Raw genomic sequence first — 20574 nt, forward strand, 5'->3', positions numbered from 1 at the left:
TGTCATCGACACGATGAAGGAAAAGGGCATCCGCGACGACTATGTCGTGCTGGTCGGCGGCGCGCCTCTCAACGAGGAATTCGGCAAGGCCGTCGGTGCCGATGCCTATTGCCGCGACGCCGCGGTGGCGGTCGAGACCGCCAAGGACTACATGAAGCGTAAGCACAACGTGCGCGCGTCAGCCTGACCCAAGGCCATCAGGATGGACCAACAAGAAAAGCCGCGCCTTGCAGCGCGGCTTTTTTGTTCCCAGATGACGGATGAGGCTGCCGATCAGTTGGCGACAGTGTCCTTGACCGCCCTGGCCGTCGATTTGACGTCCTTGCCGACGCCACGGACGGTGTTCGCGCAAGCCGTAAGAGCCAGGGCACAGGCAAGAATGGCAACAGGCGCGGTGCGTAGCAGTTTCATGGACGGTGTCTCCCTCAATAGATAAATTAGCCCACAGCAACAAAAGCCGGCTCGACTGGTTCCATGGCCAAGACACAGAAAACGAAACCGAATCAAGACGACAGGGTGCTGGTCATCGCCTGCGGGATGATTGCGCGCGAGGTGTTGGCCGTCAAGGAACAGCTCGGGCTGGATCACCTCGAATTGACCTGCCTGCCGGCGGAATTCCATTTCTATCCGGACCGCATTGCGCCGGCCATGGACAAGGCGATCGAAAAGGCCAAGGCGGACGGTTTCAGCAACATCTTCGTCGGCTATGCCGATTGCGGCACCGGCGGCCTGCTCGACCGGATCTGCGAGAAGCATGGCGTCGAGCGCATGGCCGGCCCGCATTGCTTCGCCTTCTATCAGGGCATGGAGGCCTATGCGAAGGTCGCCGATGGCGACATGATGTCCTTCTATATGACCGACTTCCTGTGCCGCCAGTTCGACGCCTTCTTCATGAAGCCGCTCGGCCTCGACAAGCACCCGGAGCTGATCAAGGACTATTTCGGCAATTATGAGAAGCTGATCTATCTGGCGCAGACCGACGATCCGGAGCTCGACAAGGTTGCCGAAAAGGCCGCGAAAATGCTCGGCCTCGTCTATGAACGCCGCCCGACCGGCTATGGCGACCTGACGGCCGGAATGGCGCAGGCCGCGGCGCATTCCTGACGCGCGCGGACTAGGCCCTACCCTCCTCGCCCGCAAGCCCGGCAAGCACGTCGGCGAAGCTCGTCTTGCAGACGAAACCCAGCCTGTCCTTCGCCCGCGACGCGTCGTAGACGCGATCGATGGAGGAAAACATCGTCCAGCCTTTTCGCGCGTAGAGCGCCGGAAATTCCGGAAAATAGCGTGCAACAACCGATGGCGCGTCGGCGATCAGTGCCGCGCAGTCATCGCGCCGGAATGGCGTCGGCGCGCAGACGATGAAGGTGTCGAAACCGAGCCGGGGCGCCTTTTCGAGGGCAAGGATGTGGGCATCGGCCGCGTCCTCCACCGTCAGCCGGCGGAACAGCAGTTCATTGGCCTTGGTGTTGGCGTCCGACTGCTCGATCGCATGCGCCATGTCATCGGCTTCGGGAAAGAAGCGCGCCGTGCGCAATACCACCACCGACAGCCCGTGCTGGATGTGATAGAGGCGGCAGAGATGCTCGGCCGAGAGCTTGGTGACGCCGTAGATGTTGCGCGGCTCGGGCGCCATCTCCTCCGTCAGCCAGGCCGCCCTGCGCGCACCGCCGCTGAACCCGTCGCGTATCGCTTGCGAAATCATCAGCGAGGTCGTCGAGGTGAAGACGAAGCGCTGCACGCCGGCCACCACCGCGGCATCGAGCAGGTTCAGTGTGCCCTGCACATTGGTGGCGACGAAATCGCTGTTGGCGCGGCTTTCGATGTTCGGCTTGTGCAACGCGCCACTGTGGATGATCGCCTCGATCCGGTTGTCGCGGACCCTGCGCATGACAAGGTCGCGGTCGGCGATCGAGCCGACAATCTGGGTCTCCGCTGATGGAACGGGGTCGAGGCCGATCACATGGTGGCCAAGGGCACGCAGGCGGGGCGCCAGCGCGCTGCCCAGCCAACCCGACGACCCCGTGAGCAAGATTCGCATTCGTCGCACCATGATTTTTGACCGTGACGCTGTTAAGCACGGATGACAGGCGCCAGCGACCCGGTAAGTTGTGCGCCAGGGGAGCAGCGGTGCTGCTGCAAGATATCAACAGGGAGGCCTGCCATGACCCTTCGCCCGCTTTTCGCCCTTGCCGGCCTGCTCTGCTGCACCTTGCCCGCGCTTGCCGACGGCGAGGTGCAGAAACTGATCACCGCCGCCGACAAGGCGCGGCTCGACAAATATGGCGAGACGCGCAAGGCGGCTCTTGCCGAGGCCAGAGCGGGCGCTCCCGCCGAAGTCAAGCAGCTCGATGCCTTGCTGGCGAAGCCGCTGGTGTCCTTCTCCGACAAGGACCTGACCGGCAACTGGCGTTGCCGCACAATCAAGGCCGGCGGACCGTCGCCGCTCGTCATCTACGGCTGGTTCAAGTGCAAGGTGACTGATGACGGTTCGGGCTGGCGGTTGGAAAAGATCAGCGGCTCGCAGCGCACCAAGGGCCGCTTCTTCGATGACGGCGAGAAACGCGCGATCTATCTCGGCTCCGCCTACGTCAACAACGACCCGGCAAAGCCCTATGGCAGTGGCCCGCAAACCGACCAGGTCGGCTATGCCTTCCGCAACAGCGCCAAGGAATGGCGCATTGAGTTTCCCGCGCCCTACTACGAATCCAAGCTCGATATCATCGAATTCAAGCGCTGACCGGCATCGAAGACCTGATCATCAAGGATTAACCCGGACGCCCTAGCATCCCGCCAGCCAAGGCCGGTACCGGCCGCATCTTGTCCAGCGGTGCGTCGCGGAGCATGGAATCCCCGAAATCCAATATTGTCGTCGTCACCGAAGGCGGGCCGCACATCTGGGCGGTCATCAACGCCATCGCAGATCGGTTGGGGCCTGTCAGCGCCATCCTCGAAACGCCTGAATCCAAAAAGCAATTGCTGCTCAGGCGTGCCCGGCGCCAAGGTTGGATCTCCGTCATTGGTCAATTGGGCACGATGGTGCTGACGCGGCTCGGCAAAAGTTTCTTCGCCGGCCACGCCGCGCATATGATCGCTGAGCAGAAGCTGCAGACCGAACCAAAGCCGGGCCAGTCGATCATCCATGTTCCCTCGGCCAATGCGCCGGAATGCCTGGAGGCGATCGCGAGGCTCCAGCCGGGCGTCGTGTTTCTCGCCGGCTGCCGTATGCTGACGCGGGAAACGCTGTCGAAAATTCCTTGCCCCGTCATCAATTACCACGCCGGCATCACCCCCAAATACCGCGGCATGAACGGCGGCTACTGGGCGTTGGCGGGCGGTGACGCGGAAAATTTCGGCACCACCGTGCTGCTGGTCGATGCGGGCGTCGACACTGGCGGCGTGCTGCGGCAGGCGCGCGGCAAGCCCGAACCCGGCGACAGCATTTCGAGCTACGCGCTGCGCCAGGCGGCGTTCTCGCGTGGGATCTGCATCGAAGCGATCAGCGAAGCACTGGCCGGGAAACTCGTCACCATCGACCCGGGACTGCCATCGCAGCAATGGTATCACCCGACGATCTGGTTTTATCTCTGGACAGGCCTGAGAACCGGCATCTGGTGACGCGTTTTTCGCCCGAAAGCCGGGGCCGGGCGCCGGCTTTCCTGGCGCGACGAACCCGCCGCCGGCAGAAGCCGCGAACGAATAAACGCGCCTTTCATTTTACGACATCCAAATGCGTCGTTTTTGAATGCGCGCGCGTCGTCCCATAACAAGCGGCCTCACAGCGCATGCGGCAATGCTCGATACATTGCATCGGCCGGAAAATCGGAGTCGATCTTCGGAAAGCACGGCGCAGCAGAGTAAAGTGGTAGAGCGTCCTTTGTGCATCCAATTGGACGCACGGCGCTCTACGGGAGTGAGAATTCATGGCCGATCTGATCGTCGTCTACTGGCGCGACATCCCCGCCCAGATCATCGTCAAGAAGGGCCGGCAGAACGCCAAGCGCGAACTGCCGCTGCGCTTCACCGAGGCGATCGACATGTGCGCCATGCGCACCGGCGCCGGCGGCACCGACGACTATCTGGCCGAATGGCGCAAGGCTGATCCTATTCCGGTTGGCGACGACCTCGAAGCCGAGGTCGAAAAGGCCTTTCAGGACCTCGACACGAAATACGACCGCGAGCGGCTGGTCGCTCTCGTCAAAGCCGGCGGGAAAGAAAATGTCTGAAACCACCCCTGCCAAGGATGGCCCGACGGTTACGCAGGCCACTCTTAACAAGAAGGCAGCCCCGAAATCCGACTACAAGCCGGCCGATGTGTCGCCGCAGCGGCGCGTTCAGCGTTCCTTCGCGGTGCGGCTCTGGTCGGTGCGGCACTCGAAGCTGCTCGAATGGTTCTATGCCAAATTCGCCGACACGTTCCTGCTGCTGCATCCCTTGTGGAAAGGCCTCGGCTATAACAGGGTCGAGGGGCCGATCAAATTCGTCGAAAAGCGCGTCAAGGGCTTCATGTTCGACTGCCGCATGTGCGGCCAGTGCATTCTGTCCTCGACGGGCATGTCGTGCCCGATGAACTGCCCCAAGCAATTGCGCAACGGCCCTTGCGGCGGCGTGCGCGCCAACGGAAATTGCGAGGTCGAGCCCGACATGCCGTGCGTATGGGTCAAGGCCTGGGAAGGCTCGCAGAACATGGTGCATGGCGACAGGATCCTCACCGTGCAGAAGCCGGTCGACCAGTCGCTGCGGGAAACCTCGGCATGGCTGCGGGTGACCGCGCAGGCGGCCGCCGCGCGCGAAGCCGCCGCCACCAAGACCGGGGCATCGGCATGATCGGACGCCAGCGCGACGAGAACCCGGCCGGCATCCATCTGCCACTCGATCCCCTGCCCGGCCACACTTCGCGCGGCCGGCTGGAGCGCGTGCTTCGGCGTGGCGAGTTCGCGGTGACGACGGAGCTCAACCCGCCCGACAGCGCCGACCCCGAAGACGTCTACAACCGTGCCAGGATCTTCGACGGCTGGGTCGACGCCATCAACGCCGTCGACGCGTCGGGCGCCAACTGCCACATGTCGTCGGTCGGTATCTGTGCATTGCTGACCCGCATGGGTTATGCGCCGATCATGCAGATCGCCTGCCGCGACAAGAACCGCATCGCCATCCAGGGCGACGTGCTGGGTGGCGCGGCGATGGGCGTCGCCAACATGCTGTGCCTCACCGGCGACGGTGTGCAGGCCGGCGACCAGCCCGGCGCCAAGCCGGTTTTCGACCTCGACTGCATGTCGCTGCTCGAGACCTGCCGCATCATGCGCGACAACGGCAAGTTCCTGTCTGGCCGCAAGCTGACGACGCCGCCGCAGCTTTTCCTCGGCGCTGCAATCAACCCGTTCGCGCCGCCCATCGACTTCCGCCCGCATCGCCTGGGCAAGAAGATCGCCTCCGGCGCGCAATTCGTGCAGAGCCAGTACTGTTTCGACGTGCCGATGTTCCGCGCCTACATGCAGAAGGTTCGCGACCTCGGCTACACCGAACAGTGCTTTATCCTGTGCGGCGTCGGCCCTCTGGCATCGGCCAAGACGGCCAAATGGATCCGCTCGAACGTGCCGGGCATCCACATCCCCGATTCGGTCATCAAGCGGCTGGAAGGCGCCCAGGATCAGAAGAAGGAAGGCAAGCAGCTCTGCATCGACATCATCAACGAGGTCAAGGAAATCCCCGGCGTTTCCGGCGTCCATGTGATGGCCTACCGCCAGGAGGAATATGTCGCCGAGATCGTCGATGAATCGGGCGTGCTCAAGGGCCGCCAGCCCTGGAAACGCGAAATCCGTCGCGACGATCAGCTTGTCGCCGACCGGCTCGACCACATACTGCACGATGAGATTACCGAAACCCAGGTGGACATGGTGAAGACCGCGCATTGATGGCGCGAACAGTCACCAATCGCTTGATCGAAATCAGATAACGATATAAAGAACTCTTTATATCACGGCGGAGAAAATTCATGACCCGTACCATCGTCGCCTCGGCGACACGAGAAATCATCATCGGCTTCGACCAGCCCTTCTGCGTGATCGGCGAGCGCATCAACCCGACCGGCCGCAAGAAACTGGCCGCGGAGATGATCGCGGGGAACTTCGAGACGGTGATCCGGGACGCGCTTGAGCAGGCAGCCTGTGGCGCCACCATGCTCGACGTCAATGCCGGCGTCACCTCGGTCAACCCGAATGAAACCGAACCTGGCCTTTTGGTGCAGACGCTGGAAATCGTGCAAGGGTTGGTCGACCTGCCGCTGTCGATCGACAGTTCCGTGACCGCCGCGATCGAGGCGGCGCTGAAGGTCGCCAAGGGCCGCCCGCTGGTCAACTCCGTCACCGGCGAGGAAGAAAAGCTCGAAGCCATCCTGCCGCTGGTCAAGAAATACAACGTGCCGGTCGTCGCCATTTCCAACGACGAGACCGGCATTTCCATGGACCCGGACGTGCGCTTCGCGGTCGCCAAGAAGATCGTGCAGCGCTGTGCCGATTTCGGCATTCCCGCGCACGACGTCGTCGTCGATCCGCTGGTCATGCCGATCGGCGCGCTGGGCGACGCCGGCCGCCAGGTGTTCGCGCTGCTGCGCCGCCTGCGCGAAGAGCTCAAGGTCAACACCACCTGCGGCCTGTCCAACATCTCCTTCGGCCTGCCGCACCGCCATGGCATCAACGCCGCGTTCATCCCAATGGTGATCGGCGCCGGCATGACGAGCGCCATCATGAACCCGGTGCGCCCGCAGGAAATGGAAGCCGTGCGCGGCGCCAATGTGCTCAACGGCACCGACGAGAACTGCACCAACTGGATCAGGACCTACAAGGACTACAAGCCGGCCGAAGGCGGCCAGGCGGTTGCCGCACCGACGCAGGTCAATGCGCCGGGCGATGGCGCCGGCAACGGCGGTCGTCGCCGTGGCGGCCGTGAAGCCCGGATGGGTCGGGGATAAGCGCGCAATCGTGAATTCACCCGCAAACATCACCGATCCGCTCGTGCTGTTCATGCCGTCCGGCAAGCGCGGGCGGTTTCCGGTCGGCACGCCGGTGCTCGATGCCGCGCGCCAGCTCGGCGTCTATGTCGAAAGCGTCTGCGGTGGGCGCGCCACTTGCGGGCGCTGCCAGATCGAAGTGCAGGAAGGCAATTTCGCCAAGCACAAGATCGTCTCCTCCAACGACCACATCACGCCCAAGGGCCCCAAGGAAGAGCGCTATGAGCGCGTCCGCGGCCTGCCTGAGCGGCGCCGCCTCTCCTGCTCGGCGCAGATCCTGGGCGACCTCGTTATCGACGTGCCGCAGGATACGGTCATCAATGCGCAGACCATCCGCAAGGATGCCGACACAAGGGTGATCGCCCGCGATTCGGCGATCCGCATGTGCTATGTCGAAATCGAAGAGCCCGACATGCACAATCCATCAGGCGATCTCGACCGGCTGAAGATAGCGCTGATGCACGACTGGGGTCTGAAAAGCCTCGATTTCGATTTTCATCTTCTGCCGCAGGTGCAAGGCATCTTGCGCAAGGGCAACTGGACCGCGACCGCCGCCATCTACAAGGATGCCGACACCGAGACCGCGCGCGTCGTTGCGCTGTGGCCTGGGCTCAAGAACGAGGCCTATGGCCTTGCCTGCGACATCGGCTCGACCACCATCGCCATGCATCTGGTGTCGCTGCTGTCGGGCCGCGTCGCCGCCTCGTCCGGCACGTCGAACCCGCAGATCCGCTTCGGCGAGGATCTGATGAGCCGCGTCTCCTATGTGATGATGAACCCGGACGGCCGCGAAGGCATGACGGTCGCCGTGCGCGAGGCCATCTCGGGCCTGGTCGACAAGGTTTGCGCCGAGGGCAATGTCCAGCGCAACGACATCCTGGATTCCGTCTTCGTCGGCAATCCGATCATGCACCATCTGTTCCTCGGCATCGACCCGACCGAGCTCGGCGGCGCGCCCTTCGCACTGGCCGTCTCCGGCGCGGTGCACATCAAGGCATCCGACATCGGCCTCAAGCTGAACCAGGGCGCCCGGCTCTACATGCTGCCTTGCATCGCCGGCCATGTCGGCGCCGATGCGGCGGCGGTGACGCTGTCGGAAGGCCCGCACCGCCAGGACGAGATGATGCTGATCGTCGATGTCGGCACCAATGCCGAAATCGTGCTTGGCAACCGTACGCGCGTGGTGGCGGCCTCCTCGCCCACCGGCCCGGCCTTCGAGGGCGCGGAAATCTCCGGCGGCCAGCGCGCGGCGCCCGGCGCCATCGAGCGCGTGCGCATCGATCCCGACACGCTGGAGCCGAAATACCGCGTCATCGGCTCGGAATTGTGGTCCGACGAGCCGGGCTTCCTCGACAGCGTGCAGGCGACCGGCGTCACTGGCATCTGCGGTTCCGGCATCATCGAGGTGGTGGCGGAAATGTATCTCGCCGGCATCATCTCCGAGGACGGCGTCATCGACGGCGGGCTATCCGCCCGCTCGCCGCGCGTCACCGCCAACGGCCGCACCTTCTCCTACGTGCTGAAGGAAGGCGAGCCGAAGATCACCATCACCCAGACCGACGTGCGCGCCATCCAGCTCGCCAAGGCAGCGCTTTATGCCGGCACCAAGCTTTTGATGGAAAAACAGCATACGGACCATGTCGACCGCATCCATTTTGCCGGTGCCTTCGGCTCCTTCATCGATCCGAAATACGCCATGGTGCTGGGCCTGATCCCAGATTGCGACCTCGACAAGGTCTCGGCGGTCGGCAACGCTGCCGGTGCCGGCGCCCGCATGGCGCTGCTCAATCGCGGTTATCGTCGCGAGATCGAGGACACGGTCAGCAAGATCGAAAAGATCGAGACGGCGCTGGAACCGAAATTCCAGGAGCATTTCGTCTACGCCATGGCGTTGCCGAACAAGGTCGATCCGTTCCCGAAGCTGTCGGCGGCGGTGAAACTGCCGCCGCGCAAGACTGTCAGCGAGGATGGCGTCGCCGGCGACGCCGCCCCGCGACGGCGTTCGCGCGAAGGCCACGCCGCCCGGCGCGGCCGGGAGTAGCCTGACTTTCGCGGGCAAGCCGCGCCCTCATTTCATTTGCATGCAAATGTTTCCGGATCGCACCGATCCGGAAACCGAACCGCTGTTTTCGCGAAATCCATCCGATACATGCGTGGCGCATCTAACCGGCATCGAACGGCGGGCAGAAGATAGCCTTCTTTCGCCGCAACGCTCCAAGGGAGGCAGCAATGTCGATGTTCGAAAGCCTCGGCCGCTATGGTGTGGCCATCAAGATTGCCCATGACAGGAAGAAGTCGATCCGGGCCATGAACAACCTGCCGGCGCATGTCCAGAAGGACATCGGCTGGCCGGCATCGCCGCCCAGCGACCCGCAGGCCGCGCTTGCCGCGCTGCTTCTGGGCACGCCGCGCTGATGACATTCGCCGACAAATGCAAGCTGCTCGCCAGGCGCCGGAGCCCCATGCGGCCTCGGCGCCGGGCAACGCCGGGCTGCGCGCCGCTCTTCTGCCACGGCGCTGACAGCCACCGTGCGGCGCCACGGCGCGGATCACACCAGCGTGTAGACACGGCGTAAATCTTGACATTTCGGGCCAGGGGACGATCTTCGGAGACAAGTGGGGTTCTCTTAGTCGGCTTTGGCCGAAGTTCGTGTATCCGCATGCCAAGTCTCAAAAGCCACGTCGTTTCCTTCGTGCTCAGGCACAGCCGCAAGAAGGCGTTTTCCAGCCCGGAAAACCTGCAGCGCTGGATCGCTGCCGCGCGCAAGACGGAAGACCACCATCCGCCGGCCTCGCTGCACCAGCGCTTCGACATCGAAACGCGAACCGTCGACGGCTTTCCGGTCTACGAAATCGCACCCAGAGCCGGCGAGCGGAAGCGGATTCTCTACTTGCATGGCGGCGCCTATGTCTTTGAAATCACACCCTATCATTGGCACCTGATTGCCGAGATGGCCGACCGGCTCGGCTATGGCATCACCGTGCCGATCTATCCCATCGCCCCCGAACATGACTTCCATGCCATGTTCGGCATGGTCGGCGATGTCTACCGGCAAATGCTCGACGAGACAGAGGCGGAGGACATCATCTTCATGGGCGATTCCGCCGGCGGCAACATGGCTGTCGTCCTGACCATGATGGCCGCGGAAGAGGCCTTGCCCCTGCCGTCGCACCATGTGCTGATTTCGCCCGGCCTCGATATGTCGCTTTCCAACCCAAAGCTCTTCGAGGCCGAACGCAACGATCCGTGGCTCGGCGTCCCCGGCGGCCTCGAGGCGATCCGCATGTACAGTGCCGGCATCGACCGCAGCGACTGGCACATCAGCCCGATCTATGGCGATCTGTCGGTGCTGCCGAAAACGCTGCTTCTGACTGGCTCGCGCGATCTGTTGACCCCCGACAATCTGATCTTCGCCGAAAAGGCGCGTGCCGCCGGTGTCGAGGTCGATGTCGTTCACGAGGAAGGCATGTTCCACGTCTGGCCGTTGATCGACATGCCGGAATCACGCCGCGCGCGCCAGCACATCGTCGCGTTCCTCGGCGAGAGCCGCTCGCCGATCAGGCAGGACACGAGAACAAGATTTGAGGCGCCCTCCTCCGCCGAGGCGGCGGAGTAGCGCCTCTACTTTGGATCCGGCACTATCGGCGGATCAGAATTTTCCGGTTTCCCGGAACACTTCGAAGGTCGCCCGGATATGGTCGGCGACGGCCTTGACCGGCGCGCTGGCGTCCGGCGCCACCACCATGGCCAGATTATAGGTCCCGATGTCGGGCATGCCGTCCTTCGGGCTGAGTTCGACCATGTCGTTGCCGAGGAACGACTTCGGCAGCGGCGCCACCGCAAGGTCGGACATGATCGCCGCACGTTGGCCGGCTGTGTGGGCGCTCATATAGGCGATGCGGTAATTGCGGCCCTCGCGGCCGAGCGCGTCGAGCGCCCCGGCCCGCCAGGCGCAGCCCTCTTCCCACAGCGACACCGGCAAGGGTTCGCGCAGATGCGCGCAGCCGCCCTTGGCGCCAGCCCAGACGATCGGCTCGGTCAACAGCACCTCGGCGCCGAGCGCGCTGGTCTTGTAGGAATTGGTCAGGAGCGTGATGTCGAGCGCCCGGTCGTCCATGCGCCGGCGCAGATTGATGCTCTGGTCGATGGTGACGTCGACGGCGATCGACGGATGCGACTGCGCGAAACGCTTCAGCACATGCGGCAGCACGCGCTCGCCATAGTCATCCGGCGAGCCGAGCCGGACAACGCCGACGATGTCGGGAATGATGAACTTCGACACCACCTCGCGGTTGATCGACAGCAGCCGGCGGGCATAGCCGAGCAGCATCTCGCCATCCGTGGTCAGCGTCACCGATCGCGCGTCGCGCGCGAACACCGAACGGCCAAGAATGTCCTCCAGCTTCTTGATCTGCATGGAAACGGCCGACGGCGTGCGGAAGACGGCGTTGGCGGCTGTGGTGAAGCTGCCGGTCTCGGCGATCGCCACGAAGGTGCGCAGGACATCGAGGTCAAGCAGCGGCAGCGGATGATTGAGTGGGGCGTTCATGGCGATCAACCTTCAATTTTTCTGATGCCAAACATCATTCCATTTCGTTTGATTGAACATCAGTTAGGGAGGATAGTCAACACCATCGAGGCAGGACGTACTGGCAGTGGCCGCGAAACAGCCACGACACAAACCTGCAATCGACATGAAATGAAGCTGAAACACACCATGCGTAACACCTCACTCATCCAGCGCTGGAACAGTTCCAGCCCGGCAGCCAAGGAGAATGAAATGTCTATCCTGTCATCCCTCGGTCGCATCGCGACCGAATTCAGCGCGGCCCGTGCCCGCTACCAGACCGAACGCGCTATCCGCTCCCTGCCGATCGAACTGCAGAAGGACATCGGTTGGCCTGAGACTTCCGATAGCAAGACCGGTATCCGCAATGGCGTCGGATCCTGGGCTGGAGCAAAGTAGATCGTGTGTACCAAGTGCTGAAGGCCTGCCGCGCGGACCAGCCCGGCAGGCCTTCTCTATTTAATTTGTATTCAAATGAATTTTGGAGCCATGCGACGGCTGCATGGCGCATATGAGCAAGCCGCATAACGGCTCACATTCCCAATTAATGCCTTGTAAATAATCGCAAATTTCAGGCACCCTGCCCAAATTTTTCGCATTCGGTGTCGCATTTCATATCAAGCGCTTCGCTTTTGCGATTTAGTTTTGCGCGGCACAAGCCTATATCAACGCCAGCAAGCGAGCTGCCCCACTCCATAAAGCGAAGGCGACCCGTCTGAGCAACAAATGGAGATGATCATGAAGCTTTTTGCCCGCCTCTTTGCCCGCCGCGAAATGAACCTGACCACCGCTCTCGAGCGTCAGCGCCTTGCCAACACCATGCCCGGCCAGACCGGCGCGATGGCCGCGGCCCGCCTCGGCTTCGTCGCCTGAGGATTTTTCCAGGCAGCGCTTCCCTGCCGCTGCTTTAAAACTGTAACGCCGCCCGGCTCTGGCCGAGGCGGCGTTTTTGTTTCGCCGCCGCACGTTCTTGCTCGTCCATTGGACAATTGGAGCCGTTTCCCGGGCATCGCCGCGCGCCAATTGCCCATTTGCGACCCATGTCGCAAATTTAATCGCGTCCGGACGGCGTAGCCAATTGACAGGAATGGTTTTTCCTGATGTCGCTATGCTATTCGCGACATCCTGTTCGCGCCATCGCTGCGTGAGGTCCCCTTGAACGCCGTAAAGCATCCGATCAAGCGATCGTTTGTATTCTTCCTTGTCCCCGATTTCACCATGATCGCCTTTGCGACCGCGCTCGACCCGCTGCGCTCGGCCAACCGCATGCTTGGCTATGAGGCCTATCGCTGGCGCCTCGCCAGCATCGACGGCAAGCCGGTGCGCGCCTCGAACGGCGTCGAATGCGCGGTCAACACCTCGCTGGAAGAAGAGCGCAAGAAGATGGCCGGCCCCGAGCGGCCAAACATCGCCATCGTCTGCAGCGGCATCAATGTCGAGCGCTATCAGAACAAGTCGGCCTTCGCCTGGCTGCGCGAGGAATACAATCGCGGCGTCGCCGTCGGCGGCCTGTGCACCGGCGCGCACATACTGGCGGCCGCCGGGCTTCTGTCCAACAAGCGCTGCGCCATCCACTGGGAGAACCTGCCGGGCTTTTCCGAGGCATTCCCGAAGGCCAACGTCTTTGCCGATCTCTTCGAGATCGACCAGAACGTCTACACCTGCGCCGGCGGCACGGCCGCGCTCGACATGATGCTGAAGCTGATCGGTGACGATTTCGACGAAAACCTCGTCAACCGCGTGTGCGAGCAGGTGCTGACCGACCGCGTGCGCAGCCCGACCGACCGCCAGCGCCTGCCGCTGCGCGCGCGCCTCGGCGTGCAGAACTCGAAAGTGCTGACCATCATCGAGTTGATGGAGGGCAACCTGTCCGAGCCGCTGTCGCTGATCGAGATCGCCGACCATGTCGATCTGTCGCGCCGCCAGATCGAGCGGCTGTTCCGCACCGAGATGGGACGCTCCCCTGCCCGCTACTATCTGGAAATCCGGCTCGACCGCGCCAGGCATCTGCTGATCCAGTCTTCGATGCCCGTGGTCGAGGTGGCGGTCGCCTGTGGCTTCGTCTCGGCCTCGCATTTCTCAAAATGCTACCGCGAGCTCTACGCCCGCTCGCCGCAACAGGAGCGCGTCGACCGCAAGCAGTTACTGGCGGCCTGATCCGGTAATCCACGACCCTAGGCCGCCTGCGCCGTGCGCATCGCCTCGACGCGGATGTCCTCGGTAAGCCGCGCCTTCAGCGCCGAGAATTCCGGGCTGGTCTTCAGCGTGTAGTGGCGTGGATGCGGCAGGCCGACGGCGACATCCGACTTGATGCGGCCAGGGCGCGCCGTCATCACGATCACACGCGAGGCCATGAAGATGGCCTCCTCGATGTCGTGGGTGACGAACAGCACCGTTTTCTTGCGCCGTTCCCAGATGCCGAGCAGCAGTTCCTGCATCAGCCCGCGCGTCTGGTTGTCGAGCGCGCCGAACGGCTCGTCCAGCAAGAGGATCTCGGGATCGTTGGCAAGCGCCCTGGCGATCGCCGTGCGCTGTTGCATGCCGCCGGAAAGCTGCTTCGGCCAATGGTTCTCGAACCCCTTCAGGCCGACGAGGTCGACATAGGAAGCGACGATCCCGTCCCGCTCCTTTTCGGCCATGCCGCGTTCGCGCAGGCCGAAGGCGATGTTCTCGGCGACCGTCAGCCAGGGAAACAGCGTGTAGGACTGGAAGACCATGCCGCGATCCGGGCCTGGCCGGTTGACCGCCTTGCCGTCGAGCAGCACACGGCCTTCGCTCGGCGCTTCCAGGCCGGCGACGATCCTCAACAATGTCGACTTTCCGCAGCCGGACGGCCCAAGGATGGTGATGAAGTCGTTGGCGGCGACCGCCAAGTCGATCGGCATCAACGCCCTGACCGGTTGACCGCCGCGTACGCCCGCAAAGGTGCGGCTGACATTTTCGATCAGCAGCTTGCTCACGCCAGGCTCCATGGAAAGAGCCAGCGGTTGAAGGCCTTGAAGGCGAAATCGGACAAAAGCCCGATCAGCCCGATGACGATGATGCCGAAGATGATCTGGCCCGTCGCCAGCCGCGACTGGCTGTTGATGATCATGTAGCCGATGCCGGAAGACGAGCCGATCAGTTCGGCGACGATGACATAAGTCCAGGCCCAGCCGAGCACCAGCCGCAGCGTCTCGGCGATCTCCGGCGCGTTGGCCGGCATGATCACACGGCTGACGATGCCATTGTTCGTGGAACCCAGCGTATAGGCGGCCTCGACCAGGTCGCGCCGCGTGGAGCCGACCTTGACCGCGATGATCAGGATGATCTGGAACACCGAGCCGACGAAGATGACGAGCAGCTTTTCCAGTTCGCCGATGCCGGCCCACAGGATCAGCAGCGGAATGAAGGCGGAGGCCGGCAGGTAGCGGGCGAAGGAGACGAATGGCTCCAGAAACGCTTCCACCGGCTTCCAGGCCCCCATCGCGATGCCGAGCGGCACCGCGACGACGGACGCCAGCAGGAAGCCGCCGAAGACCCGCCAGATGGTGATCAGTATGTCGAGCCAGAAACGATCCTCGACGAGCAGCCGCCAACCGTCCCGGAGCATCGACAGCGGATCGGCGAGGAAGATGCGGTTGACATGGCCGCCAAGCGTGATCCACGCCCAGAAGGCAACGAACAGCACGAAGAAGGAAATGCCGAGCACGGTTCGGATGCCTGGCGGGACCGGATGCAAGGGGCGCATCGTCAAATCGTCCCCATCTTCAAATCGTCCCCATGCTCAGATCGGCTTTGTCCAGGAGAAAACGGCGGCGCCGGGCGCCGCCGCATTATGGTCAGAGGCTGGACCGTCAGTTAGACACGGCGCTGGTGTCGGCCAGCGCGGAAACGTCGGGCGCTTCCTTGATCAGCCCCATCTGCAGCAGCAGCTCGCCAGCGGTCTTGGAAAAGTCCTGGAATTCCTTGGTGAAGAACTGCTTGTTCTCCGCCCGGTCGGCCCATTTCAGGTACTTCGCCGAATCCTCGAACTCCTTGGCCGACTGCTTCACGTCGGCACCCATGATCTCGTAGGATTTCTGCGGGTCCTTCTTGATCAGGTCGAGCGCGTCGAAATAGCTGTCGGCGAGCGCCTTGGCCGCGTCGGGATTGGCCTTGAGGAATTCGGGCGTGCAGCCGACCGTGTCGAGAACCATCGGATAGTCGAGCGTGGTCGCCAGGATGTGGCCCTGATCGGACTTGTCGCGCACGGCCGAGATGAACGGCTCATAGGTGACAGCGGCGTCGTTCTGGCCGGCCAGGAAGGCCTGCGCCGCGGCGTCCGGCTCCAGGTTGACGACGGTCACGTCCTTGGTCGACATGCCGTTCTTGTTCAGCACCCAGGCCAGCATGAAATAGGGCGACGTTCCCGGTGCCGAGGACGCGACATTCTTGCCCTTGAGATCGGCGACGGTCTTGATGTCATTGCGGGCGACGATGCCGTCGGCGCCATAGGATTTGTCGAGCTGGAATATCTGCTTGGTGGTCACCCCACTGGCGTTCCACACCAGCCAGGTCTCGACCGTGGTGGCGGCGCATTGCAGGTCGCCGCTGGCGATGGCAAGCGGCCGGCTCGCTTGCGGCACTTTCTTCAAGGTCACGTCGAGGCCGTGTTTCTCGAAGATACCGGCCTGCTTGGCAAGCGTCAGCGGCGCGAAGCCGGTCCATCCGCTGATGCCGATGGTGAGCGATGTTGCGGCCATCACCGGTGCGGACAGACCGGCGGCGAGCGTCAATGTTGCGGCAAAAACGGCGATCCTGATCATCTCGGTTCCCCTTTTGTTTTCCTGGATGGGGAATAGTTCACAGACGCCAATCGGCTTGTCAATCAACAGCTTGGTGAGGCACGTGGACCGGGCGGCGACATGCTGCCGGTTGGCGTCCGGCCGCCGAAACGGCACCCGGCCGCGTGCAATCCAGTATCAGTAGCCGTCGCAATAGCACTCCGCCGACGAGATGCGGTCGTTCCAGTCGCCTCCGAGCTCGCGGGCCCTGCGCCGGATCTCGATCGACTCCCCCCTCATGCCAGTGTGCTCATAGGCGACGAGCGTGCAGCCGCGGCGCACGAACACCGACGACACGCGGTCGTTCCAGAACTGGCCGCCGCGAAAACTGACGGCATCGTCGGCCTCCATCTCGATCGACCGTCCGCGGAAATTCACATGCTCGAACATGACGCAGGCGGGCTGATCGTTGTATTGGGCGCTGGCGCCGTCGGCATAAAGCACGGATGCGACCGCAGTCAGGATGACAAGACGTTTCATTCTGGTGTTTCCTCGGTTTTGACCGCGACGCCCCGACCTTCGCGCGGATGGCGCCAGTTTGCCACTGCTTCGGGCGACGAGGCAAGCCTGTGGCAACACGAGATCGGGCCTAGCGGCTGTCGAACATCCAGCTGCGGTTACGCCACATCTTCTCGCCGACCAGGCAGTCGGTGGCCGGCCTGTCCTGCGCCAGCACCACCGGCGGATGATCCACCTCCTCGGCCGCCCATTGCGGCGAGGCTGGACCAGCAAGCTCCAGCACCAGCTTGCGGCGGATGGCTTCGGGAAATTGCGTCCAATCGTTGACCGGGATCATGAAGGCTCCGGGACCGCCGATGACGCAGTCGCTGTAGTAGCGATCGAGATCGTTGACGTCGTAGGCACCGGTGAAGCCGCCTCGGGTCATCAGCGGCAGGCCATTGATGACGATGCCCTGCCTGACTACTCCATCGCGGATCAGGTTGACCGGCGCGCCCTGGTTGTTGGGACCGTCGCCCGAAATGTCGATCACCCGCTTCGTCCCCCGGTAGCCGCTTTCGGCGAAGAGATCGCTGCCGAACTCCAGCGCGCCGGAGATCGAGGTGCGCCGCGCGCTGTTGGGCGGCTGGGCGGACAATCGCGCAACCACCCGCTCGGCGTCGGCACGGTTGGCGATCACCGTCCACGGCACGATGACGCGCTGCCAGGTGGTGCCGGCCCACTCGACATAGGTGACGGCGATCTTGCCATGGGCGCCGTCGGCGATGGCTTGCAGCACGTTGTCGTGCGTCAGCGCCGCCGCGTAGCCGTGACGCTGGATCTCGAGCTCGTCCGCCGACATCGACAGCGAAACATCGACCGCCAGCACCAGCTCGACATCGACCGGCTCGTCGGCCAGGGACGCAGGCACCAGCCAGAGCATCAGCGCGAACGCGGCGCCGCCGAAAAGGAAATGTCTTGCGCACCGGAAAGCAGACATTCCCCAAGGTTAAGCGAAAACAGCCCCGTTAAAAAGACAAAAGCCCGGCGGAAGGCCAGGCTTTTGCCATCAGTCCGTTGCCCCACCCGGCAATCAGCTGCGCGGCTTGAGGTTCTCCGGGTCGTAGAGCGGCTTGTAGCCGACTGCCGCCACTTCGACCGGATAGGTCTCGCCGAAATACTCGATGGCAAGCTTGCGGCCTTCCTGGGCATACGCCCACGGCAGGTAGGCGAGTCCGATGTTCTTGCCGATGGTCGGGCCGTAGGCCATCGAGGTGGTGAAGGACCGGCGGCCGAGCTCGTCGACCAGCGTCTCGCCCGTCTTCGGGTCCATCACCGGCATCGTGCCGACCGGATAGCGGGCAACGCCTTTCGCATCGACATTGTCGGTCATCACCAGCGTGCACAGCATGGCGGGCTGATGCTCACGGGCGCGATACTCCACATGCCTGGCCTTGCCGCAGAAATCGTTCTCCTTGACCTTCGGTCGGGCGAGATCGGCTTCGAGCAGATTGTATTCGGTCAGCAGGTCGGCGTTCTGCAGGCGCAGGCTCTTTTCCATGCGGCGGGTGTTGGCATAGGTCTCGACACCGAACGGCATCACCCCGGTCGAACGCAGCGCGTCCCAGACGGCGAGGCCGTCCTCGTAGCGCATATGCAGTTCCCAGCCCTGCTCGCCGACATAGGAGATGCGGAAGGCGGTGACGTCCTTGCCGCCGATCCGCACCGGCTTGATCGCCGCGAAGGGGAAGTTCTCCGGCGACAACCCGTCAGGATTCTCGACCACCTTCTGCAGAGTTGCCCGCGCGTTCGGACCCCAGATGCCGATGGTGACGAATTTCTCGGTCACGTCGGTGATCGTGACGTCGAAACCTTTGTCCTGCGCGGTGCGGCGCATATACTGGAAGTCGCGCGGGCCGGCATCCGCCCCGTCGATCAAACGGCAGCGGTCAGCCATGCGGATGACGGTGAAGTCGGCGCGCACCATGCCCTCTTCGTCGAGGAAGTGGGTGTAGATGCCCTTGCCGATGTTGTTGTCGCCACCGATCTTGGCCGCGCACAGCCATTCCAGCAGCGCGACATGGTCGGGGCCTTCGATGTCATACATGGCGAAGTGCGACAGGTTGACGATGCCAACATCCTCGCTCATGGCGAGGTGTTCGGCATTGGAGACGCGCCAGAAATGGCGGTTGTCCCACTCGTTCTCACGCACCGGCACCCGGTTGCCGTATTTCTCCAGCAGGTGCTCGTTGGCGGCATAGCCGTGCGCACGCTCCCAGCCGCCCAGTTCCATGAAATAGCCGCCGAGTTCCTTCTCGCGCTCCCAGAACGGCGAGCGCCTGATGTTGCGGCCCTTGGAGAACGGCTCGCGCGGGTGCACCGCCGGATTGTAGACCTTCATCGCCGTCTCGGTGCAGCGATCCCAGATGAACTGCTCCTTCGTCTGGTGCGGATAGAAGCGTGCATAGTCGATGGCGTGGTGGTCGATCGCCGTGCGGCCGTCGGTCATCCAGTCGGCGATGAGCTTGCCCATGCCGGGGCCGTCCTTGACCCAGATGGCGACGGCATACCACAGGCCCCTCACCTTCTGGCTCTCGCCCATCGACGGGCCGCCATCCGCCGTCACTTGCAGCAGGCCGTTGAAGGAATGGCTTTCGTTGTAGCCGAGTTCGCCCAGGATCGGCGTCAGCTCCATGGCGCGCTCGAGCGGCGCCAGGATCTGCTCCATGTCGAGGTCGCGCTGCGACGGCGAAAGCCGCGCCTGGTCCTTCTCCAGCAGGTCGCGAGGATGGCAAAGGCGCGGGTTGGTCTCTTCGTAATAGCCCCATTCGATCTGGCCGCCCTCGGCGGTCTTGGGATCGCCGGTGTCGCGCATATAGGCCGAGTTGCCCTGGTCGCGCAGCAGCGGCCAGCCGATCTCCTTGCCGGTGCCGGCGAACTCATTATAGGGCCCGAAGAAAGTCAGCGGATGGTCGATCGGCATGACCGGAAGGTCCTCTCCAACCATCTCCGCGATCAGCCGGCCCCAGATGCCGGCGCAGACGATGACATAGTCGGCCTCGATGGTACCGCGGTCTGTCACCACGGCGCCGATGCGACCGTCCTTGACCACGAGCGACTTGGCGGGCGTGTTGGCGAAGGATTTCAGCTTCCCCGACGCCTCCGCCTGGTCGACCAGCTTGCCGGCAACGGTCTGCGAGCGCGGAATGACGAGGCCGGCGTCCGGATCCCACAGGCCGCCCTGCACCATGTCCTGTTCGATCAGCGGAAATCTTTCCTTGATCTCGGCCGGTTCGATCAGGCGGGCGCGTGTGCCAAAAGCTTTCGCCGAGGCGATCTTGCGCTTGATCTCGTCCATGCGGCCGTCGTCGCCGACGCGCGCGACCTCAAGGCCGCCGATGCGGGCGTAGTGGCCCATCTTCTCGTAGAAATCGATGGAATAGAGCGTCGTCCAGCAGGACAGGAAATCATGGCTGGTCGTGTAGCAGAAGTCGGAGGCGTGCGCCGTCGAGCCGATGTCGGTCGGGATGCCCGACTTGTCGATGCCGACAATGTCGTCCCAGCCGCGCTCGATCAGATGATGGGCGATCGACGCGCCGACAATACCGCCCAGGCCGACGATGACGACCTTCGCCTTTTTCGGAAACTCTGCCATGCCCGCGACTCCAAAGTGCTATTGCGGGCAGCGTCGGCGCCCGTTTGATCGGCGCACAATATGCAGGCGACGGGCACGACGCTACCGCCTGTTTGCGACACG

22 protein-coding genes and 1 pseudogene are annotated in these 20574 nt (G+C 63.3%); 13 read left to right on the forward strand and 10 right to left on the reverse strand.

Annotated features, from left to right (window positions below; all coding sequences use genetic code 11):
- Positions 1 to 187: pseudogene (locus OOJ09_RS16930) on the forward strand (cobalamin-binding protein); the annotation flags it as partial.
- A gap of 86 nt (positions 188 to 273) precedes the next feature.
- Here OOJ09_RS16930 and OOJ09_RS16935 read toward each other — a convergent pair.
- Complete coding sequence (locus OOJ09_RS16935) at positions 274 to 411, reverse strand: EncA/B family entericidin (protein ID WP_269906280.1); 138 nt, start codon at positions 409 to 411, stop codon at positions 274 to 276.
- Between the two features lie 63 nt (positions 412 to 474).
- Between OOJ09_RS16935 and OOJ09_RS16940 the strand changes: the two genes are divergently transcribed.
- Positions 475 to 1104, forward strand: a complete 630-nt coding sequence (locus OOJ09_RS16940; protein ID WP_269906281.1) for a DUF1638 domain-containing protein — start codon at positions 475 to 477, stop codon at positions 1102 to 1104.
- Positions 1105 to 1114: 10 nt separating this feature from the next.
- On the opposite strand, the gene OOJ09_RS16945 is transcribed toward OOJ09_RS16940, so the two are convergent.
- Positions 1115 to 2038: an NAD-dependent epimerase/dehydratase family protein gene (locus OOJ09_RS16945; RefSeq protein WP_269906282.1), complete on the reverse strand. Its 924-nt coding sequence runs from the start codon at positions 2036 to 2038 to the stop codon at positions 1115 to 1117.
- Positions 2039 to 2161: 123 nt separating this feature from the next.
- On the opposite strand from OOJ09_RS16945, the gene OOJ09_RS16950 reads away from it, so the two are divergent.
- The 9 genes from OOJ09_RS16950 to OOJ09_RS16990 all read left to right on the forward strand — a co-directional run bounded on the left by OOJ09_RS16950 (position 2162) and on the right by OOJ09_RS16990 (position 10623).
- Entirely contained in the window at positions 2162 to 2737 is a 576-nt protein-coding gene (locus OOJ09_RS16950; RefSeq protein WP_269906283.1) for a DUF4893 domain-containing protein, read from the forward strand.
- Between the two features lie 104 nt (positions 2738 to 2841).
- Entirely contained in the window at positions 2842 to 3615 is a 774-nt protein-coding gene (locus tag OOJ09_RS16955) for a formyl transferase (protein WP_269906284.1), read from the forward strand.
- Between the two features lie 305 nt (positions 3616 to 3920).
- Entirely contained in the window at positions 3921 to 4223 is a 303-nt protein-coding gene (locus tag OOJ09_RS16960) for a virulence factor (RefSeq protein ID WP_027029474.1), read from the forward strand.
- Complete coding sequence (locus tag OOJ09_RS16965) at positions 4216 to 4824, forward strand: methylenetetrahydrofolate reductase C-terminal domain-containing protein (protein ID WP_091575484.1); 609 nt, start codon at positions 4216 to 4218, stop codon at positions 4822 to 4824. Before OOJ09_RS16960 ends, OOJ09_RS16965 begins: the two co-directional genes overlap by 8 nt.
- Positions 4821 to 5912, forward strand: a complete 1092-nt coding sequence (locus OOJ09_RS16970) for a methylenetetrahydrofolate reductase (protein ID WP_256751304.1) — start codon at positions 4821 to 4823, stop codon at positions 5910 to 5912. The genes OOJ09_RS16965 and OOJ09_RS16970 overlap by 4 nt, the downstream gene beginning before the upstream one ends.
- A gap of 80 nt (positions 5913 to 5992) precedes the next feature.
- On the forward strand, positions 5993 to 6967 hold the full coding sequence (locus OOJ09_RS16975; protein WP_023812319.1) for a methyltetrahydrofolate cobalamin methyltransferase: 975 nt from the start codon (positions 5993 to 5995) through the stop codon (positions 6965 to 6967).
- A gap of 10 nt (positions 6968 to 6977) precedes the next feature.
- Positions 6978 to 9047: an ASKHA domain-containing protein gene (locus OOJ09_RS16980; RefSeq protein ID WP_269906285.1), complete on the forward strand. Its 2070-nt coding sequence runs from the start codon at positions 6978 to 6980 to the stop codon at positions 9045 to 9047.
- A 188-nt stretch (positions 9048 to 9235) separates the two neighbouring features.
- On the forward strand, positions 9236 to 9421 hold the full coding sequence (locus tag OOJ09_RS16985; protein ID WP_269906286.1) for a hypothetical protein: 186 nt from the start codon (positions 9236 to 9238) through the stop codon (positions 9419 to 9421).
- Between the two features lie 245 nt (positions 9422 to 9666).
- Positions 9667 to 10623: an alpha/beta hydrolase gene (locus OOJ09_RS16990; RefSeq protein ID WP_269906287.1), complete on the forward strand. Its 957-nt coding sequence runs from the start codon at positions 9667 to 9669 to the stop codon at positions 10621 to 10623.
- A gap of 33 nt (positions 10624 to 10656) precedes the next feature.
- Here the strand turns inward: OOJ09_RS16990 and OOJ09_RS16995 are convergent, their stop codons facing one another.
- Positions 10657 to 11556: a LysR substrate-binding domain-containing protein gene (locus tag OOJ09_RS16995; RefSeq protein ID WP_091575488.1), complete on the reverse strand. Its 900-nt coding sequence runs from the start codon at positions 11554 to 11556 to the stop codon at positions 10657 to 10659.
- 231 nt (positions 11557 to 11787) lie between these two features.
- Between OOJ09_RS16995 and OOJ09_RS17000 the strand changes: the two genes are divergently transcribed.
- Positions 11788 to 11973: a hypothetical protein gene (locus OOJ09_RS17000; RefSeq protein WP_269906557.1), complete on the forward strand. Its 186-nt coding sequence runs from the start codon at positions 11788 to 11790 to the stop codon at positions 11971 to 11973.
- A 261-nt stretch (positions 11974 to 12234) separates the two neighbouring features.
- On the opposite strand, the gene OOJ09_RS17005 is transcribed toward OOJ09_RS17000, so the two are convergent.
- A complete protein-coding gene (locus OOJ09_RS17005) occupies positions 12235 to 12747 on the reverse strand; it encodes a hypothetical protein (protein ID WP_269906566.1) in 513 nt (170 codons plus the stop codon).
- Positions 12748 to 12792: 45 nt separating this feature from the next.
- Here OOJ09_RS17005 and OOJ09_RS17010 point away from each other — a divergent pair, with 45 nt between their 5' ends.
- Positions 12793 to 13731, forward strand: a complete 939-nt coding sequence (locus OOJ09_RS17010; RefSeq protein WP_375162704.1) for a GlxA family transcriptional regulator — start codon at positions 12793 to 12795, stop codon at positions 13729 to 13731.
- 17 nt (positions 13732 to 13748) lie between these two features.
- On the opposite strand, the gene OOJ09_RS17015 is transcribed toward OOJ09_RS17010, so the two are convergent.
- From OOJ09_RS17015 to OOJ09_RS17040, 6 genes are all read right to left on the reverse strand, one after another.
- A complete protein-coding gene (locus tag OOJ09_RS17015; RefSeq protein WP_269906288.1) occupies positions 13749 to 14534 on the reverse strand; it encodes an ABC transporter ATP-binding protein in 786 nt (261 codons plus the stop codon).
- The gene (locus tag OOJ09_RS17020; protein WP_269906289.1) at positions 14531 to 15304 is read right to left on the reverse strand and encodes an ABC transporter permease; all 774 of its coding nucleotides are present in this window, start codon (positions 15302 to 15304) and stop codon (positions 14531 to 14533) included. Before OOJ09_RS17020 ends, OOJ09_RS17015 begins: the two co-directional genes overlap by 4 nt.
- A 106-nt stretch (positions 15305 to 15410) precedes the next feature.
- Complete coding sequence (locus OOJ09_RS17025) at positions 15411 to 16361, reverse strand: ABC transporter substrate-binding protein (RefSeq protein ID WP_269906290.1); 951 nt, start codon at positions 16359 to 16361, stop codon at positions 15411 to 15413.
- Between the two features lie 156 nt (positions 16362 to 16517).
- A complete protein-coding gene (locus OOJ09_RS17030) occupies positions 16518 to 16859 on the reverse strand; it encodes a peptidase inhibitor family I36 protein (protein WP_269906291.1) in 342 nt (113 codons plus the stop codon).
- A 109-nt stretch (positions 16860 to 16968) separates the two neighbouring features.
- Positions 16969 to 17817, reverse strand: a complete 849-nt coding sequence (locus OOJ09_RS17035) for a DUF1194 domain-containing protein (protein WP_269906292.1) — start codon at positions 17815 to 17817, stop codon at positions 16969 to 16971.
- Positions 17818 to 17910: 93 nt separating this feature from the next.
- The gene (locus OOJ09_RS17040; RefSeq protein ID WP_269906293.1) at positions 17911 to 20472 is read right to left on the reverse strand and encodes a GcvT family protein; all 2562 of its coding nucleotides are present in this window, start codon (positions 20470 to 20472) and stop codon (positions 17911 to 17913) included.
- Between the last annotated feature and the right edge of the window lie 102 nt (positions 20473 to 20574).

Origin of the sequence: Mesorhizobium qingshengii (assembly GCF_027563465.1) — a bacterium.
In the GTDB taxonomy this organism is placed as follows: domain Bacteria; phylum Pseudomonadota; class Alphaproteobacteria; order Rhizobiales; family Rhizobiaceae; genus Mesorhizobium; species Mesorhizobium qingshengii_A.

Bases quoted from the DNA above. Each gene is read 5' to 3' on its own strand.
- OOJ09_RS16985 (WP_269906286.1), top strand. From the start codon at position 9,236: ATGTCGATGTTCGAAAGCCTCGGCCGCTATGGTGTGGCCATCAAGATT.
- OOJ09_RS17005 (WP_269906566.1), bottom strand. From the start codon at position 12,747: ATGCTTTACGGCGTTCAAGGGGACCTCACGCAGCGATGGCGCGAACAG.
- OOJ09_RS16955 (WP_269906284.1), top strand. From the start codon at position 2,842: ATGGAATCCCCGAAATCCAATATTGTCGTCGTCACCGAAGGCGGGCCG.
- OOJ09_RS17025 (WP_269906290.1), bottom strand. From the start codon at position 16,361: ATGATCAGGATCGCCGTTTTTGCCGCAACATTGACGCTCGCCGCCGGT.
- OOJ09_RS17035 (WP_269906292.1), bottom strand. From the start codon at position 17,817: ATGTCTGCTTTCCGGTGCGCAAGACATTTCCTTTTCGGCGGCGCCGCG.
- OOJ09_RS16960 (WP_027029474.1), top strand. From the start codon at position 3,921: ATGGCCGATCTGATCGTCGTCTACTGGCGCGACATCCCCGCCCAGATC.
- OOJ09_RS16990 (WP_269906287.1), top strand. From the start codon at position 9,667: ATGCCAAGTCTCAAAAGCCACGTCGTTTCCTTCGTGCTCAGGCACAGC.
- OOJ09_RS17020 (WP_269906289.1), bottom strand. From the start codon at position 15,304: ATGCGCCCCTTGCATCCGGTCCCGCCAGGCATCCGAACCGTGCTCGGC.
- OOJ09_RS17030 (WP_269906291.1), bottom strand. From the start codon at position 16,859: ATGAAACGTCTTGTCATCCTGACTGCGGTCGCATCCGTGCTTTATGCC.
- OOJ09_RS17040 (WP_269906293.1), bottom strand. From the start codon at position 20,472: ATGGCAGAGTTTCCGAAAAAGGCGAAGGTCGTCATCGTCGGCCTGGGC.
- OOJ09_RS16940 (WP_269906281.1), top strand. From the start codon at position 475: ATGGCCAAGACACAGAAAACGAAACCGAATCAAGACGACAGGGTGCTG.
- OOJ09_RS16995 (WP_091575488.1), bottom strand. From the start codon at position 11,556: ATGAACGCCCCACTCAATCATCCGCTGCCGCTGCTTGACCTCGATGTC.
- OOJ09_RS16965 (WP_091575484.1), top strand. From the start codon at position 4,216: ATGTCTGAAACCACCCCTGCCAAGGATGGCCCGACGGTTACGCAGGCC.
- OOJ09_RS16935 (WP_269906280.1), bottom strand. From the start codon at position 411: ATGAAACTGCTACGCACCGCGCCTGTTGCCATTCTTGCCTGTGCCCTG.
- OOJ09_RS17000 (WP_269906557.1), top strand. From the start codon at position 11,788: ATGTCTATCCTGTCATCCCTCGGTCGCATCGCGACCGAATTCAGCGCG.
- OOJ09_RS16975 (WP_023812319.1), top strand. From the start codon at position 5,993: ATGACCCGTACCATCGTCGCCTCGGCGACACGAGAAATCATCATCGGC.
- OOJ09_RS16970 (WP_256751304.1), top strand. From the start codon at position 4,821: ATGATCGGACGCCAGCGCGACGAGAACCCGGCCGGCATCCATCTGCCA.
- OOJ09_RS16950 (WP_269906283.1), top strand. From the start codon at position 2,162: ATGACCCTTCGCCCGCTTTTCGCCCTTGCCGGCCTGCTCTGCTGCACC.
- OOJ09_RS16945 (WP_269906282.1), bottom strand. From the start codon at position 2,038: ATGCGAATCTTGCTCACGGGGTCGTCGGGTTGGCTGGGCAGCGCGCTG.
- OOJ09_RS17010 (WP_375162704.1), top strand. From the start codon at position 12,793: ATGATCGCCTTTGCGACCGCGCTCGACCCGCTGCGCTCGGCCAACCGC.